The organism is Lysobacter sp. SCRH-1R (assembly GCF_057747855.1).
Map to the genome: position 1 here is coordinate 972940 of NZ_CM173227.1, position 15736 is coordinate 988675.

Annotated in this window: 13 protein-coding genes; 10 read left to right on the plus strand and 3 right to left on the minus strand. The window is 67.6% G+C overall.

Annotated features, from left to right (window positions below; genetic code table 11):
* Window positions 1–137: 137 nt before the first annotated feature.
* From AC3ANK_RS04500 to AC3ANK_RS04525, 6 genes are all read left to right on the plus strand, one after another.
* Window positions 138–1235, plus strand: coding sequence for an OmpA family protein (locus AC3ANK_RS04500; protein WP_484172220.1), 1098 nt, complete (start codon window positions 138–140; stop codon window positions 1233–1235).
* A 260-nt stretch (window positions 1236–1495) separates the two neighbouring features.
* Window positions 1496–2578 (plus strand): OmpA family protein, encoded by a 1083-nt coding sequence (locus tag AC3ANK_RS04505; RefSeq protein WP_484172221.1) that lies wholly within the window; start codon window positions 1496–1498, stop codon window positions 2576–2578.
* 248 nt (window positions 2579–2826) lie between these two features.
* Window positions 2827–3909 (plus strand): OmpA family protein, encoded by a 1083-nt coding sequence (locus tag AC3ANK_RS04510; protein WP_484172837.1) that lies wholly within the window; start codon window positions 2827–2829, stop codon window positions 3907–3909.
* Between the two features lie 172 nt (window positions 3910–4081).
* The gene (locus tag AC3ANK_RS04515) at window positions 4082–4582 is read left to right on the plus strand and encodes a hypothetical protein (RefSeq protein WP_206859782.1); all 501 of its coding nucleotides are present in this window, start codon (window positions 4082–4084) and stop codon (window positions 4580–4582) included.
* A complete protein-coding gene (locus tag AC3ANK_RS04520) occupies window positions 4483–5385 on the plus strand; it encodes a pseudouridine synthase (RefSeq protein ID WP_484172222.1) in 903 nt (300 codons plus the stop codon). Before AC3ANK_RS04515 ends, AC3ANK_RS04520 begins: the two co-directional genes overlap by 100 nt.
* Window positions 5386–5508: 123 nt before the next feature.
* The gene (locus AC3ANK_RS04525; protein ID WP_242524979.1) at window positions 5509–5952 is read left to right on the plus strand and encodes a hypothetical protein; all 444 of its coding nucleotides are present in this window, start codon (window positions 5509–5511) and stop codon (window positions 5950–5952) included.
* Between the two features lie 87 nt (window positions 5953–6039).
* On the opposite strand, the gene kbl is transcribed toward AC3ANK_RS04525, so the two are convergent.
* Together kbl and tdh are read right to left on the minus strand one after the other, a co-directional pair.
* Window positions 6040–7233: a glycine C-acetyltransferase gene (gene kbl / locus AC3ANK_RS04530; RefSeq protein ID WP_206859780.1), complete on the minus strand. Its 1194-nt coding sequence runs from the start codon at window positions 7231–7233 to the stop codon at window positions 6040–6042.
* 11 nt (window positions 7234–7244) lie between these two features.
* Window positions 7245–8279, minus strand: coding sequence for an L-threonine 3-dehydrogenase (tdh, locus tag AC3ANK_RS04535; RefSeq protein ID WP_484172223.1), 1035 nt, complete (start codon window positions 8277–8279; stop codon window positions 7245–7247).
* A 159-nt stretch (window positions 8280–8438) separates the two neighbouring features.
* Here tdh and AC3ANK_RS04540 point away from each other — a divergent pair, with 159 nt between their 5' ends.
* Complete coding sequence (locus AC3ANK_RS04540; protein ID WP_484172838.1) at window positions 8439–10592, plus strand: S46 family peptidase; 2154 nt, start codon at window positions 8439–8441, stop codon at window positions 10590–10592.
* Between the two features lie 216 nt (window positions 10593–10808).
* On the plus strand, window positions 10809–12905 hold the full coding sequence (locus tag AC3ANK_RS04545; protein ID WP_484172839.1) for a S46 family peptidase: 2097 nt from the start codon (window positions 10809–10811) through the stop codon (window positions 12903–12905).
* Window positions 12906–13025: 120 nt separating this feature from the next.
* Here AC3ANK_RS04545 and AC3ANK_RS04550 read toward each other — a convergent pair whose 3' ends face one another.
* The gene (locus tag AC3ANK_RS04550) at window positions 13026–13424 is read right to left on the minus strand and encodes a DUF3224 domain-containing protein (protein WP_206859778.1); all 399 of its coding nucleotides are present in this window, start codon (window positions 13422–13424) and stop codon (window positions 13026–13028) included.
* 142 nt (window positions 13425–13566) lie between these two features.
* On the opposite strand from AC3ANK_RS04550, the gene AC3ANK_RS04555 reads away from it, so the two are divergent.
* On the plus strand, window positions 13567–14208 hold the full coding sequence (locus AC3ANK_RS04555) for a histidine phosphatase family protein (protein WP_206859777.1): 642 nt from the start codon (window positions 13567–13569) through the stop codon (window positions 14206–14208).
* A 150-nt stretch (window positions 14209–14358) separates the two neighbouring features.
* A complete protein-coding gene (folC, locus tag AC3ANK_RS04560) occupies window positions 14359–15666 on the plus strand; it encodes a bifunctional tetrahydrofolate synthase/dihydrofolate synthase (protein ID WP_484172224.1) in 1308 nt (435 codons plus the stop codon).
* Window positions 15667–15736: the final 70 nt, after the last annotated feature.

A 15736-nucleotide genomic window follows, 5' to 3' on the forward strand; every position in this document is an offset into this window, starting at 1 on the left:
TAGTTCACCGTTAACACCGCTTTCACATAGGCAAACTTAACCTCCGCGTCGATGGCGTCGTTAGGGCGGCCGTCCTCCATGGAACGGGAGGACCACGCAGGCGCTGTTCCCGTTTCTCAGATCAAGGAGCTGGATACATGAATAAGAAACTCCTCTGCGCCGCCCTGCTGGGTGGTCTGAGCCTGGCCCAGGTCGCCAATGCCCAGGTCGCCGATGACCGCTGGTACCTCACCGGTTCGGCCGGCATGAACATCCAGGACAACGATCGCGGCACACGCAACGCGCCGTTCGGCGCGCTCGGCGTGGGCAAGTTCCTCAACGACAACTGGTCGCTCGACGGCGAGCTGAATTACCAGAACCCCAACTTCGACGACAATCAGGACCTCAACTGGTCGCAGTACGGCATCTCGTTCGATGCGCGCCGCTTCTTCAATGCGGAAGGCCGCAACTGGGCGCCGTACATCCTGATGGGCCTGGGTTACCAGGAATCGGAAGAGGAGTTCGACCGGTTCCCCGATCCGAACTCGCCCGGCGAGCGCAAGGAAGGCAACGTCGCCGCGAAGGTCGGCGTTGGCATCCAGAGCGCGCTGGCCGGCAAGCGCGCGGCGATCCGCACCGAACTGGCCTACCGCGCCGACTTCGACGACGGTGCGCCGGACGTGGGCGCCGAAGCGCTGCGCGACGAGAGCTGGTACGGCGACCTGCTGGCCTCGGTCGGCGTCGTGATCCCGCTGGGCGCCCCGGTCGTCCCGCCGCCGCCGGCTCCGGCCGCGCCGAGCTGCGCCGACCTCGACGACGACGGCGACGGTGTCAACAACTGCGACGACAAGTGCCCGGATTCGCAGGCCGGCCAGACCATCGGTCCGGACGGCTGCCCGGTCCCGGTGTCGATCGACCTGAAGGGCGTGAACTTCGACTTCGACAAGGCGACGCTGCGTCCCGACGCGGTTTCGATCCTGTCGGAAGCGACCGAGATCCTGAAGCGCTATCCGGAGCTGCGCGTCGAAGTCGCCGGTCACACCGACCAGTGCGGCAGCGACGAGTACAACCAGAAGCTGTCCGAGCGTCGCGCAACGGCCGTGTACGACTACCTGACCACCAACGGCGTGGATGCCTCGCGCCTGCAGGGTCCGATCGGCTACGGCGAGAGCCGTCCGCTGGAGGACAAGGGTCAGAAGTTCCCGGAGTGCAAGAGCGAGATCAACCGCCGTACCGAGCTGAACGTCCAGAACTAAGGACCGGCCGGTACGCGGGAGACGCCCGCGGTACCAAGACGAAGCCCGGCGATCGCCGGGCTTCGTTTATTTACCGGACATTCTTTGCAAAGAACGTTAACTAGTATTAACAATCGTCTTGACGGGTGTATCATTCCCGCGTCAGTGACCCGCGGTGCTGACCCTCGCTGGTCCCCGTTCAGGTCCTGCCGGGTGTGCGCCGCCTGCAGTAATGACGTGTTTTCCCCCAACCGCTTCCTTACTGATCCAAGGAGTGACAGATGAAGATCCGTTTGTTGAGCACTGCGCTGCTGGCTGGTCTGGCGTTCGCCCAGGTCGCCGGTGCGCAGGAATTCGATGACCGTTGGTACCTGACCGGCTCGGCCGGCATGAACATCCAGGACAACGATCGCGGCACCCGCAATGCCCCGTTCGCGGGCCTGGGCGTCGGCCGTTTCCTGAACCAGAACTGGTCGCTCGATGGTGAGCTGAACTACCAGAACCCGAACAACGACGCGAACCAGGACCTGAACTGGAGCCAGTACGGCGTCTCGCTCGACCTGCGTCGTCACTTCACGGCCGAAGGCCGCGACTGGGCGCCGTACCTGCTGATGGGCCTGGGCTACCAGCGCTCGGAAGAAGAGTTCGATGCGTTCCCGAGCACCAACTCGCCGGGCGAGCGTGAGGAAGGCAACCTGGCCGCCAAGATCGGCGTCGGCGTGCAGAGCGCGCTGGCCAACAAGCGCGTCGCCATCCGCACCGAGCTGGCCTACCGCGCCGACTTCGACGACGGCAGCGTCTCGGCCCCAAGCGAAGACTGGTTCGGCGACGTGCTGGCTTCGGTCGGCGTCGTGATCCCGCTGGGCGCCCCGGCCGTTGCCGCCCCGCCGGCTCCGGCCGCGCCGAGCTGCGCCGACCTCGACGACGACGGCGACGGCGTCAACAACTGCGACGACAAGTGCCCGGATTCGCAGGCCGGCCAGACCATCGGTCCGGACGGCTGCCCGGTGCCGGTCTCGATCGACCTGAAGGGCGTGAACTTCGACTTCGACAAGTCGACGCTGCGTCCCGACGCGGTTTCGATCCTGTCGGAAGCGACCGAGATCCTGAAGCGCTATCCGGAACTGCGCGTCGAAGTCGCCGGTCACACCGACCAGTGCGGCAGCGATGCGTACAACCAGAAGCTGTCGGAGCGTCGCGCCACGGCCGTGTACGACTACCTGACCACCAACGGCGTGGATGCCTCGCGCCTGCAGGGTCCGATCGGCTACGGCGAGAGCCGTCCGCTGGAAGACAAGGGCCAGAAGATGCCCGAGTGCAAGAGCGAGCTCAACCGCCGTACCGAGCTGAACGTCCAGAACTGAGGACACAGCCAGGTACGCGGGTAGTTCCGCGGTACTTCGAAGCCCGGCCTCGTGCCGGGCTTTTTTTTGAGCGCGTTTTTCGTACGCCTTCGAAGAACTCCAGCGAGAACCTTTCTCGGATACGTGCAGCTAACGACTTCTTATCATTCCTGCGCTTCGTGAATGCGTACCGCGGCGACACCGCGAGCGGCGGCCTTCATGAGAACCCGTTGCTTTCCAACTGCTGCAAGGAGTGAACCTTGAAGAAGATGCATCTGCTCGGCTCGGCCATCCTGGCCGGCCTGACGTTCGCCCAGGTGGCCAACGCACAAGTTTCCGACGACCGCTGGTACCTGACCGGTTCGGCCGGCATGAACATCCAGGACAACGACCGCGGCACGCGCAATGCGCCGTTCGGCACGCTGGGCGTCGGCAAGTTCCTCAACGAGAACTGGTCGCTCGACGGCGAACTGAACTACCAGAACCCGAATTTCGACGGCAACCAGGACATGAACTGGTCGCAGTACGGCGTCTCGCTCGACGCGCGCCGCTACTTCAACGCCGAAGGCCGCGACTGGGCGCCGTACCTGCTGATGGGCCTGGGCTACCAGCGTTCGGAAGAAGAGTTCCTCGGCGCCGGCGTGCCGGCTCCGCTGCTGGATCGTGAGGAAGGCAACCTGGCCGCGAAGGTCGGCGTCGGCCTGCAGAGCGCCCTGGCGGGCAAGCGCGCCGCGATCCGCACCGAAATCGCCTACCGCGCCGACTTCGACGACGGCAGCGTCCACGTGGGCGACAAGGAAGACTGGTTCGGCGACGTGCTGGCTTCGGTCGGCGTCGTGATCCCGCTGGGGGCGCCGGCCGCAACTGCCGTGCCCCCGCCGGTCGTCACCCCCGGTTGCGAAGATCGCGACGACGACGGCGACGGCGTCAACAACTGCGAGGACAAGTGCCCGAGCTCGGTCGCCGGCCAGACCATCGGTCCGGACGGTTGCGCGGTGAACGTGTCGATCGACCTGCGCGGCGTGAACTTCAACTTCGACAAGGCGACGCTGCGTCCGGACGCGGTTTCGATCCTGGCCGAAGCCGCCGAGATCCTGAAGCGTCACCCGGAACTGCGCGTCGAAGTCGCCGGCCACACCGACCAGTGCGGCAAGGACGGCTACAACCAGAAGCTGTCCGAGCGTCGCGCACGCGCCGTGTACGAGTACCTGACCGCGCAGGGCGTCGATGCCTCGCGTCTGGCCGGACCGAACGGCTACGGCGAGAGCCGTCCGCTGGAAGACAAGGGCCAGTCGTTCCCGGCGTGCAAGAGCGAAACCAATCGCCGCACCGAGTTGAACGTCCAGAACTGACGGACGTGCGATCCGCGCGGTCCGTTCCGCGCGATCCCTTCGAAGCCCGGCCTCGCGTCGGGCTTCGTCGTTTTCGCGGGCGACGATCCAGCCGGCCGATGCGCCACGCATTCACGGCCGCTCGCACGTCCGGCGGCGTACACTGCGCACGCCCGATTGAAGGAGAACGGCCATGCGCGCGCTGATCGCCCTGTCCTGCCTGCTGCTTGCCGGCGTCGCCCAGGCGCAGGGCGCGCAATGCGGTTCGATGACGCCGCCGAAGGCGCTGCCGATCCGTCCGACCCTCGTCGCGCCGATCGCCCCGGAACTGGTCGCGCCCAGCCACCAGCTCGGCGCGCCCACCGGCGTGCTGTCGCAGGCGTTCGATGAATCCCTCGCGGTCGACCAAGTGCTGTTCCGGCTGCGCGTGGAAGGCTGCCAGGTCGCCAAGGCGCTGCCGGCGGCTGGCTCGGTGACGCCGGCCGATCCGAACGACCCGGCCGCGTACAAGCCGAAGACGCAGTTCGACAACACGCCGTGGCGCTTCAACATGAACCAGAACGGCAAGCGCATGACCGCCGAGGAATTCGATGCATGGATGAAGGCCAAAGGCGTGCGCGTGGTGAAGGGCAAGACGGTCGTCACGCCGCCGGCCGCAACCGAAGCGCCGAAGACCGAACCCGAGAACAAGTGACGCCGCGCGCGCCCCGCGCGCCGGCGAGAGGCGGATCGCAGCACGGGCGCGGGCACGCGTCGACCGCGCCGCGCCACGGGCTCGCACGCGTGCTGTCGAAGCAGGGCCTGTGCTCGCGCAGCGAAGCGGCGCGCTGGATCCACGCTGGACGCGTCGAAGTGGACGGCCGCGTGGTTCGCGATCCCGAGTTCCCGATCCTGCGCGATGGCGGCCAGCGCATCGTCGTCGACGGCCGCGCGATCAACGTCGCGCCGCGCGTGTACCTGATGCTCAACAAGCCACGTGGGCTGGTGACGACGACGCAGGACGAACGCGGACGCGACACGGTGTACCGCTGTTTCGACGGCGCAGGCCTGCCGTGGCTCGCGCCCGTGGGACGGCTCGACAAGGCCAGCGAAGGGCTGCTGCTGTTCAGCAACGATCCCGCGTGGGCCGCGCGCATCACCGATCCCGACACCGGTCCACTGAAGACCTACCACGTGCAGATCGACACCGTGCCCGGCGCGCACGTGCTCGCGTCGCTTGTCGAAGGCGTGGAGGCCGATGGCGGACGTTTGCGTGCCGCCTCCGCGAGACTGCTGCGCAGCGGCGAGCGCAACGCATGGCTGGAGATCGTCCTCGACGAAGGCCGCAACCGGCAGATCCGCCGATTGCTCGCCGCCGTCGACATCGCCGTGCTCCGGCTCGTGCGTGTGGCGATCGGTCCGCTCGCGCTCGGGGAATTGCAAAAAGGGCAGTGGCGCGAGCTCGACGCCACCGAGGCCGAAGCGCTATTCAGCAACGTGCATGTGCAGCCGCGGTGACGCCGCTTGTCGCGGCAATGCAGGAATGTGGGGGAAATCACTGTTTTTCCGACGATTCTGCTTGCGTTGCCCCCCTGTATCGGGCCTAAACTTCCGCGAACTTCGTCGTGGGGAAAACCGGAAATGAACAAGGCAATGGTAGCGGTTTCGCTGCTCCTGGTGAGCGCCGCGGCGTCGGCGCACAGCGGTTCGCAGCTGAAGGTGGACGGCGTGCGCGCGCAGGGTTCGGAGCATTCGCTGGTGCGTTTCGATGCGGCGCACACGGTCGCGTTCGCAGGCAAGAAGAAGCCGGCCGCGAAGGCCAAGGCGGAAGCGCCCAAGGCCGAGCCGGCCAAGGAAGAGACCGCCAACCTCGATCCGAACACGTACAAGCCGAAGACCCAGTTCGACAACACGCCGTACCGCTTCAACATGCACCAGAACGGCAAGAAGATGACGGCCGACGAATTCGATGCCTGGATGAAGTCGCGCGGCTTCCGCGTGGCGAAGGGCAACGGCGGCGGCGCTGCGGCGGCCGGTGCCGCTCCGGCGGGCAAGGAAGTCGCGGCGGAAGCGAAGGGCAAGTAAGCACCGCGCGCCAACCGGCTCGCAGGCACAAAGAAAAAGGCCGGTCATGGACCGGCCTTTTTCGTTTCCCGCGACGTGCGCGAAGGCTCAACCCTTCAGCACGCCCAGTTCGCGACCGATCTTCACGAAGGCCGCGATCGCACGATCCAGATGTTCGCGCGTGTGCGCCGCCGACATCTGCGTGCGGATGCGCGCCTGTCCCTGCGGCACGACCGGGAAGAAGAACCCGATCGCGTAGATGCCTTCTTCGAGCAGGCGCGCGGCGAACTTCTGCGCCAGCGGCGCGTCGTACAGCATCACCGGCGCGATCGGATGCACGCCCGGCTTGATGTCGAAACCGGCCTTCGTCATCTGCTCGCGGAAGTACGCGGTGTTCTCCGCCAGCCGCTCGCGCAGCTCGCCCGCGGACGAGAGCATCTCGAACGCCTTGATGCCTGCCGCCACGACGTGCGGCGGCAGCGAGTTCGAGAACAGGTACGGACGCGAACGCTGGCGCAGCAGTTCGATCACTTCGCGCTTTGCCGTCGTGAAACCGCCGAGCGCGCCGCCCATCGCCTTGCCGAGCGTGCCGGTGAAGATGTCGATCTTCTCCATCACGCCCTTCACCTCGGCCGAGCCGCGGCCGTTCGCGCCGAGGAAACCGGTCGCGTGGCATTCGTCGATGTGCACCAGCGCGCCGTACTGCTTCGCCAGACGCGTGATTTCGTCGAGCGGCGCGATGAAGCCGTCCATCGAGAACACGCCATCGGTGGTGATCATGATCGTGCGCGCGCCGTCGGCCTTGGCCTGCTGGAGCTGCTTTTCCAGATCGGCCATGTCGCAGTTGGCGTAGCGGTAGCGCTTGGCCTTGCACAGGCGCACGCCGTCGATGATCGAAGCGTGGTTGAGCGCGTCGGAGATGATCGCGTCCTTCTCGTCCAGCAGCGGCTCGAAGAGGCCGCCATTGGCGTCGAAGCAGGCGGCGTAGAGGATGGTGTCCTCCGTGCCGAAGAAGTCGGCGATCGTCTTCTCCAGTTGCTTGTGCAGGTCCTGCGTGCCGCAGATGAAGCGCACCGACGCCATGCCGAAGCCGTGCGTGTCCAGCGCGTCCTTCGCGGCGGCGATGACGTCCGGATGATCGGCCAGGCCCAGGTAGTTGTTGGCGCAGAAGTTCAGCACCGTGCGGCCGTCGGCGAGCGTGATCTCCGCCGACTGCTTTGATGTGATGATGCGCTCGGACTTGAACAGGCCGGCGTCGCGGATTTCCTCGAGCGTGCGCTCGTAGCGTTCGGTCAGGCTCATGTGCGCTCCGGTCAGTTCCAGCTCAGCACGACCTTGCCGGCCTTGCCCGCTTCCATCAGGTCGAAGCCCTTCTGGAAATCCTCGACGGGAAGCTGGTGCGTGAGCACCTTGCCGAGCGGGAAGCCGCTGAGCACCAGCTGCGTCATCTTGTACCAGGTCTCGTACATCTTCCGGCCGTAGATGCCGTGGATGGTGAGGCCCTTGAAGATGATCTTGTCCCAGTCGGCGCCCGCGCCCCGGGGCTGTATGCCGAGCATCGCGATCTTGCCGCCGTGGTACATGCAATCGAGCATGTCGTTGAACGCGCGCGGATTGCCGCTCATCTCCAGGCCGACGTCGAAGCCTTCCATGTGCAGGTCGGCCATCACGTCCTTCAGCGACGTATTGGCGACGTTGACGACGCGCGTGGCGCCCATGTCGGCGGCGAGCTTCAGGCGGAAGTCGTTGACGTCGGTGACCACCACGTTGCGCGCACCGATGTGCTTGCAGATGCCGGCGGCGATGATGCCGATGGGGCCAGCGCCGGTGATCAGCACGTCCTCGCCGACGACGTCGAATTCCAGCGCGCAATGCGCGGCGTTGCCGTAGGGATCGAAGAACGCGGCGAGTTCGGACGGGATCTGGTCCGGGATCGGCCACAGGTTGCTGGCCGGCATCACGATGTATTCGGCGAACGCGCCGTTGCGGTTCACGCCGATGCCGGTGGTGTTCGGGCACAGGTGCTGGCGGCCAGCGCGGCAGTTGCGGCAGTGGCCGCAGACGATGTGGCCTTCGGCCGAGACGCGCTGGCCGACGGTGTAGCCGGTCACGCCCGGGCCGAGCTCGACCACGCGGCCGACGAACTCATGGCCGATCACCAGGCCCGGCTTGATCGTGCGCTGGCTCCATTCGTCCCACAGGTAGATGTGCAGGTCGGTGCCGCAGATCGCGGTCTTCTCCAGCTTGATCAGCACCTCGTTCGGGCCGGGCGAGGGGATCGGCACCTCTTCCATCCAGATGCCCTTGCCGGCTTCGCGCTTGACCAGCGCCTTCATCGTTTGCGTCATGTGGGATTCGTCCGCGGAGTGGCGGTAAAGAAGGGCGAATTATACGCGCCGGCCCGGCCTTGACCGGGCGCGCCGTTTGCCGCAGGCGGGCGCCTTCGCCTATCGTCGCCCGCTTCCCCGAGCCGCGAAGACCCCGTCCATACCATGCGCCGCCGTCTGTTGAGCCTGTCCGTTTCGATCCCGCTGGCCCTTGGGCTGGCACCCGCCGGCGCCCGCGCCGACGAAGGCATGTGGATGCCCTCCCAGCTGCCGGACATCGCCGCGCAGCTCAAGGCGGCCGGTTTCAAGGGCGACGCCCGCGACCTGGCCGAACTGGCGAAGCCGCCGATGAACGCGGTGGTGAAGGTCGGCGGCGCCAGCGGCGCGTTCGTCTCGAAGGATGGCCTGGTGCTGACCAACCACCACGTCGCGTTCGGCGTGATCCAGTACAACTCCAGGCCCGGGCGCGACCTGATCCAGGACGGCTACATCGCCGCCGACCGCGCCGCCGAACTTCCGGCCAATCCCGATTACCGCGTGCTGGTGACCACCGGCTTCGACCGCATCACCGACCGCATCCTCGAAGGCGCGCGCGGCAAGCAGGGCCGCGCCTATTTCGATGCGGTGGACGCGGCGAGCAAGGCCGCCGTCGCCGAGTGCGAACGCGAGCCCGGCACGCGTTGCAGCGTCGCCAACATGTACTACGGCACCGATTTCTACCTGGTGCGCCAGCTCGAACTGCGCGACGTGCGCCTGGTCTACGCGCCGCCGAACGCCATCGGCAATTACGGCGGCGAGATCGACAATTTCATGTGGCCGCGCCACGCCGGCGATTTCACCCTGCTGCGCGCGTACGTCGGCCGCGACGGCAAGCCCGCCGACTACGCGCCCGACAACGTGCCCTACGTGCCGCCGGCGCACCTGCAGGTGTCCACGCGAAACGTGAAGGAAGGCGACTTCGCAATGCTCGCCGGGTATCCGGGCGTGACGTTCCGCCATCGCATGGCGTCGGAATTCGCCAACCAGATCGATTGGCAGCTGCCCTCGCGCGTCGCGCTGTACCAGACCATGATCGACGTGGTCGAAGGCACCGCGGCGAAGGACGAAGCCGCGCGCGTGGCCTACGCCTCGCAGGTGCGCGGCTTCAAGAACACGCTCAAGCGCGCGCAGGGCGAACTCGACGGCCTGCGTCGCAGCGACGCCACGCGCGTGCGCCGCGAGGACGAGGCGGCGATGTTCGCCTGGCTCGCCAGGCAGCCCGGTGCCGCCGCGACGCGCGCCGACATCGCCGCCGCGCAGGCGGTGCTCGACAAAACCGTGGCCACGCGCGAACGCGACCAGCTGGTCGGCCTGATCCAGTCGCAGACACAGCTGCTGCGCGCGGCGCTCACCGCCCAGCGTCTCGCGAACGAACGCACCAAGCCCGATGCGCAGCGCGAGAGCGGTTACCAGCAGCGCGACGAAGTGCTCATCACCGGCCAGCTGAAGCAGGCGCAGCGCCGCTATGCGCCGCAGGTCGAAAAGGCGCTGCTCACCGAGCTGCTCACGCAGTACCAGGCATTGCCGCCCGCACAGCACGTGCCCGAATTCGACGCGGTGTTCGGCACCACGGCGGCGCAGCTGAAGCAGAAGCTCGATGCGATGTACGCCGGTACGCAGCTGGGCGATGAAGCCCAGCGTCTGGCCGCCATGCAGGCCGATCGCGCGACGCTCGCCGCATCGAAGGACACGCTGCTGCAAGCCGCCGCCACGCTGCTGCCCGCGCTGCTGCGGCTGGACGACGAAGCCAAGACCAGCGCCGGCGAGCTGCTGCGCCTGCGTCCGGCGTACATGCGCGCGCTGATCGCCTACCGCAAGTCGCAGGGCCGCGCGGTGTACCCGGATGCGAATTCCACCCTGCGCGTGAGCTACGGCCGCATCAGCGCGATGGATCCGCGCGACGGCGTGCATTACCTGCCGCTCACCACCGTGCAGGGCATCGTCGAGAAGCACACCGGCGAGGATCCGTTCGACGCGCCGAGGCCGCTGCTCGATGCGATCTCGAGAGGCGATTTCGGCAGCACCGCCGAGCCGAGCCTGGGCACGCAGACGGTCAACCTGCTCACCAACCTGGACACCACCGGCGGCAATTCCGGCTCGCCCGTGCTCGATGCGGAAGGCAAGCTCATCGGTCTGAACTTCGACAGCAACTGGGAAGCGGTCAGCGCGAGCTGGATGTACGACCCGCGCTTCAAGCGCGCGATCCACGTCGATGCGCGCTACCTGCGCTGGCTGCTGGCGAAGGTGTATCCGGCGCCGCATCTGCTGGAGGAGATGAACCTGCCGGCGGAGTGATCCGCCGGCGTTCCGCGGCGCCCGTTGCACCATGAACGGGCGCACGCCTTGCACGATCCGGCGCTGTGCGCCGCAGCATGGCGGCGCCGCGCGAACGCAGGCTAGACTCGGCCGCTCACCTTGAGCGAGGAGTTGCGCATGCGTCATATGGGGTTGGCGACGGCGGTGTCCTGTGCGTTGGTCGTGGCCGCGGGCATGGCCCATGCCGGCGAGGGCATGTGGGTGCCGCAGCAGTTGCCGGAGATCGCGGGGCCGCTGAAGAAGGCGGGCCTGAAGCTCAACCCCTCGCAGCTGGCCAACCTCACCGGCGATCCGATGGCCGCGGTGGTCTCGCTCGGCGGATGCACGGCGAGCTTCGTCTCGCCGCAGGGCTTGGTGGTCACCAACCACCACTGCGCGTACGGCGCGATCCAGCTCAATTCCACGCCCGAGAAGAACCTGATGCAGGACGGCTTCAACGCCGCCACGCAGGCGCAGGAAGTCTCCGCCGGTCCGAACGCGCGCATCTACGCGCTCGACACGATCCAGGACGTGACGAAGCAGGTGAAGGACGCGATCGCCGCGGCGCCCGATGCGCTCGGGCGCACGAACGCGCTGGAGACGGTCGAGAAGCAGCTCGTCGCCTCGTGCGAACGCGAAGCGGGTTTTCGCTGCCGCCTGTACAGCTTCTCCGGTGGCAACGAATACCGCCTGTTCCGCAACCTCGAGATCAAGGACGTGCGTCTGGTCTACGCGCCTCCGGGCAGCGTCGGCAACTACGGCGGCGAAGTGGACAACTGGATGTGGCCGCGCCACACCGGCGATTTCGCGTTCTATCGCGCGTATGTCGGCAAGGATGGAAGGCCCGCGGCGTACTCCACGGACAACGTGCCGTACCAGCCGAAGCATCACCTGCAACTCGCCGACAAACCGCTGCGCGAACGCGACTTCGTGATGGTCGCGGGCTATCCCGGCCGCACCGCGCGCTACGCGCTCGCCGAGGAATTCGACGAGACCGCGAACTGGACGTATCCGACCATCGGCGAGCATTACAAGAAGCTGGTCGCGCTCGTGCAGCGCGAAGGCAGCCGGAATCCCGACATCGCGGTGCGTTACGCCAGCACGATTCGCGGCTGGCAGAACACGATGAAGAATTACGACGGCCAGCTGGCGGGCTTCGAACGCATCGGCGCGGCGGAGAAGAAGCAGGCCGAGGAAGCGGCGGTGCTCGACTGGCTGCGCTCGGAAGGTGCGGAGGGCGAGGCGGCGCTCGCCGCGCACGCCAAGCTCGTCGCGCTGGACGAAGCCGCGCGCACGCATCGCGAACGCGACCTCGTGTTCGGCCAACTGCGCAGCACCGGCACGCTCGGCGCGGCGACGCAGCTGTACCGCTTCGCGCTGGAACGCGCCAAGCCCGACGCGCAGCGCGAGCAGGGCTACCAGGAACGCGATCGCCCGACGATCGAAGGTGCGATGCGCCAGATGGAACGTCGCTACGTGCCGGCGATGGATCGCGAACTGCAGGCGTACTGGCTGCGCGAATACCTCAAGCTTTCCGATTCGCAGCGGGTGCCAGCGCTCGACAAGTGGCTCGGCGGACGCGACGAGAAGGCGATCCAGGCCGCACTCGACAAGCTCGCCAAGACCAGGCTCGGCAGCACCGAACAGCGCGTGTCGCTGATGGGGGCCGACAAGGCCGCGTTCGAGAAGAGCAGGGATCCGGCGGTGCAGTTCGCCGTGGCGATCATGCCGACCGTGCTGCGGCTGGAACAGGAAGGCAAGGCGCGCGCGGGCGATGCGCTCGTCGCGCGTCCGGTGTACCTGCAGGCGGTGGCCGACTACAAGAAGAGCAAGGGCCAGTTCGTGTATCCCGACGCGAACTCGTCGCTGCGCATCACCTTCGGCAACGTCATGGGCTACACGAAGACCGACGGCACGAAGCAGGTGCCGTTCACGCGCCTGGAGGAAGTGGCGGCGAAGGCCACCGGCGAGGCGCCGTTCAATGCGCCGCAACCGCTACTGGATGCGATCGCCGCGAAGAATTACGGCGGCCTCGCCGATCGCAAGCTCAAGACGGTGCCGGTGAATTTCCTGTCGGACCTCGACATCACGGGCGGCAATTCGGGATCGCCCGTGCTCGATGCGCGCGGCAGGCTCGTGGGCCTCGCGTTCGACGGCAACTGGGAATCGGTGAGCAGCAACTGGGTGTTCGATCCGGCGATGACCCGCATGATCGCGGTCGACCAGCGCTATATGCGCTGGATCATGCAGGAGGTCTTCCCGGCGCCGCAGCTGCTGGAAGAGATGGGCGTGCCGGAGAAGGCGGGGAAGTAGCGGCGCGGAAACCCGCTGGCGATCGAAGCTCTTGCAGCCCGGGCACGCCAGGCGCACCCGGGGTCTGTCACGCTCACCCGGGTGCGCTTGGCTTACCCGGGCTACAAAGGCGTGGCGGACTCAACCTTCCGCGATCTCGTAATCGAACGTATAGAAGTGCTTGCCCTCGACGATGTCGATCTGCATCCGTCCGCGCAGGCCTTCCAGTTCGCCCGTCGCCGAATCCGGCACCACCGTCAGCGACAGCGTCGGCGCGCCGCGATCCAGCGTGCCGTTGTGCTGGGTGAGGAAGGCGCCGCGCAGTCCGTCGAGCGTGCCGTCGATGCGTTCGACCGCGACGTAGGCCGCCGAGCCGTCGACCTGCGTGCCGACCGCGAGCATGTGCACGATGCCGGTCGCGTCCAGCGCGCCATGGAACTGCTTGTCGAAGCGGAAATGCCCCGCGACCGCGCCGCCGCCCAGATCGAAACCGCCTTCCGGCGTGCGCTTCACGTCGAACTCTCCCTTGACCTGTGCCATCGCCGTGCCTCCTGTGGTGAAGCGCGCATGGTCCCGCAGCGGCGCGGCGGTTGCCAGTGCAACCGTTGTGCGAGGCGCCGCTTTTGCTAGGCTGGCCCATTCGGCGCGACGCCTCCGTCGGCCGCCCCACACGGACCCGATCATGCGCATCCTGCTTGCACGCCACGGCGAAACGCCCTGGAACGCCGAAGGCCGTTACCAGGGCCAGGAAGACATTCCGCTGTCCGACGTCGGCATCGCGCAGGCGCGCGCGCTGGGCGAACGCCTGCGTGAAGTGCCGATCACGCGCGCGGTCGCCTCGCCGCTGGGTCGCGCGCGGCAGACGGCGGAATTCGCGCTCGGCGATCGCGACCTGCCGCTGACGCTCGATCCGGGCCTGATGGAAATCGCGCACGGCACGTGGGAAGGCCTGCTTGCCACCGAGATCCGCGAGCGCGATCCCGACCGCCTGCAAGCCTGGCGCGACACGCCGCACGAGGTGCTGATGCCGGAAGGCGAATCGCTGCAGCACGTCTTCGAACGTGCGTGGCCCGCGTTCGCGCGCGCGACCGAAGGCCTCGGCGCGAGCGACACGTTGCTGGTCGTCGCGCACGACGCGGTGAACCGCGTACTGCTGTGCCACGTGCTCGGCATTCCGCTCTCGCGCCTGTGGACCTTCCGCCAGGCCCCGACGACGATCAACCTGCTCGAAGGCCCCGACGTTGATCATCTGGAAGTGGTGCGGCTGAACGACTGCAGCCATCACACGGCGTTCTTTGGCGAGGCGGTGCATCGGGCGTTGTGAGAAGGGCGGCGGTAGCGCGGCCGTTGTAGCCCGGGTAAGCGAAGCGCACCCGGGGGCGGGGCTCGCCGGACGTGCGCAACCCGGGTGCGGCCTTCGACCTTACCCGGGCTACAGAAGCTACAACGGCGGGTCCCCGGCGATAATGCGCGGATGACCACCCGCACGCTCGCCGACTGGCTCCAGTACATCGAACGCATCCACCCCAGGTCCATCGACATGGGGCTCGACCGCATCCGCGTCGTCGCGCAGGCGCTGAAGCTCGGCAAACCGGGCAGGGCGGTGATCACCGTCGGCGGGACGAACGGCAAGGGCTCGACCGTCGCCTTCATCGAGTCGATCGCGCGCGCGGCGGGGTGGAAGGTTGGTGCGTACACGTCGCCGCACCTGCTCGCGTACAACGAACGCGTGCGCATCGACGGCGCCGACGCATCCGACGACGCGCTGATCGAAGCCTTCGCAGCGATCGAGGCCGCGCGCGGCGACACACAACTGACCTACTTCGAATACGGAACGCTCGCCGCGTTGTGGCTGTTCGAACGCGCGAAGCTCGATCTGGCGATCCTCGAAGTTGGCCTCGGCGGACGGCTGGACGCGACCAACCTGATCGACGCGGACGTCGCGGTGATCACCACGGTGGACCTGGATCACCAGGATTACCTGGGCGACGAGCGCGAAGCCATCGGCGCGGAAAAGGTCGGCATCGCACGCGCATGGAAGCCGCTGGTGCTGGGCGACGATGATCCGCCGTCGAGCGTGCTGGGCCATGCGTATCGCATCGGCGCGCCGACGTGGCGCATCGCCAACGATTTCTTCTTCAAACCGTTGCCGTCCATGCTGGATGCCGACGGCAACGCGCAGCCCGGGCGCTGGCAGTGGCGCGAGATCGGCAAGCGGCTCGAACTGCCCATGCCGCGGCTCGCCGCGCCGGTGCAATTGCGCAACGCGACGGTCGCCATCGCGGCGCTGCGCGCGCTGAAGAATCGGCCGAAGCCGCTGCCGCGCGAGGCCTACGGCGACGGCATCGCCAACGCGCACATCGGCGGGCGGCTGCAGCGGTTCGAACGCGATGGCGTGGAGATCCTCGTCGACGTCGGCCACAACCCGCAGGCCGCGCGCGCGCTCGCCGACTGGCTCCGCGCCGCGCCCGCGCGGGGTCGCATGATCGCCGTGTACGCCGCGCTGTCCGACAAGGACGCCACCGGCGTGGTGGAGGCGCTGGCGCCCTGCGTCGACGAGTGGCACCTGGCCGGGCTCGCCGATGCGGGGCCGCGCGGCGCCGACGTCGATGCGCTCGCCGCGCGCCTGGCCGGTACCGCCGCGGCGAACGGCGCGAGGCACGCGGACGTCGCGCAGGCGCTCGACGCGGCGCGAGCCGGGGCGGAGGCGGGTGATCGCGTGCTGGTGTTCGGCTCCTTCCACACCGCCGCGACCGCGCTGGCGTCGCTCGCCCGCGACTGAACGTGACCGCCGCCGCGCCGGTCCCGGCGGGTCGCGAGGGTATAATTCGCGCGGCAATCCGCCTGCGGTA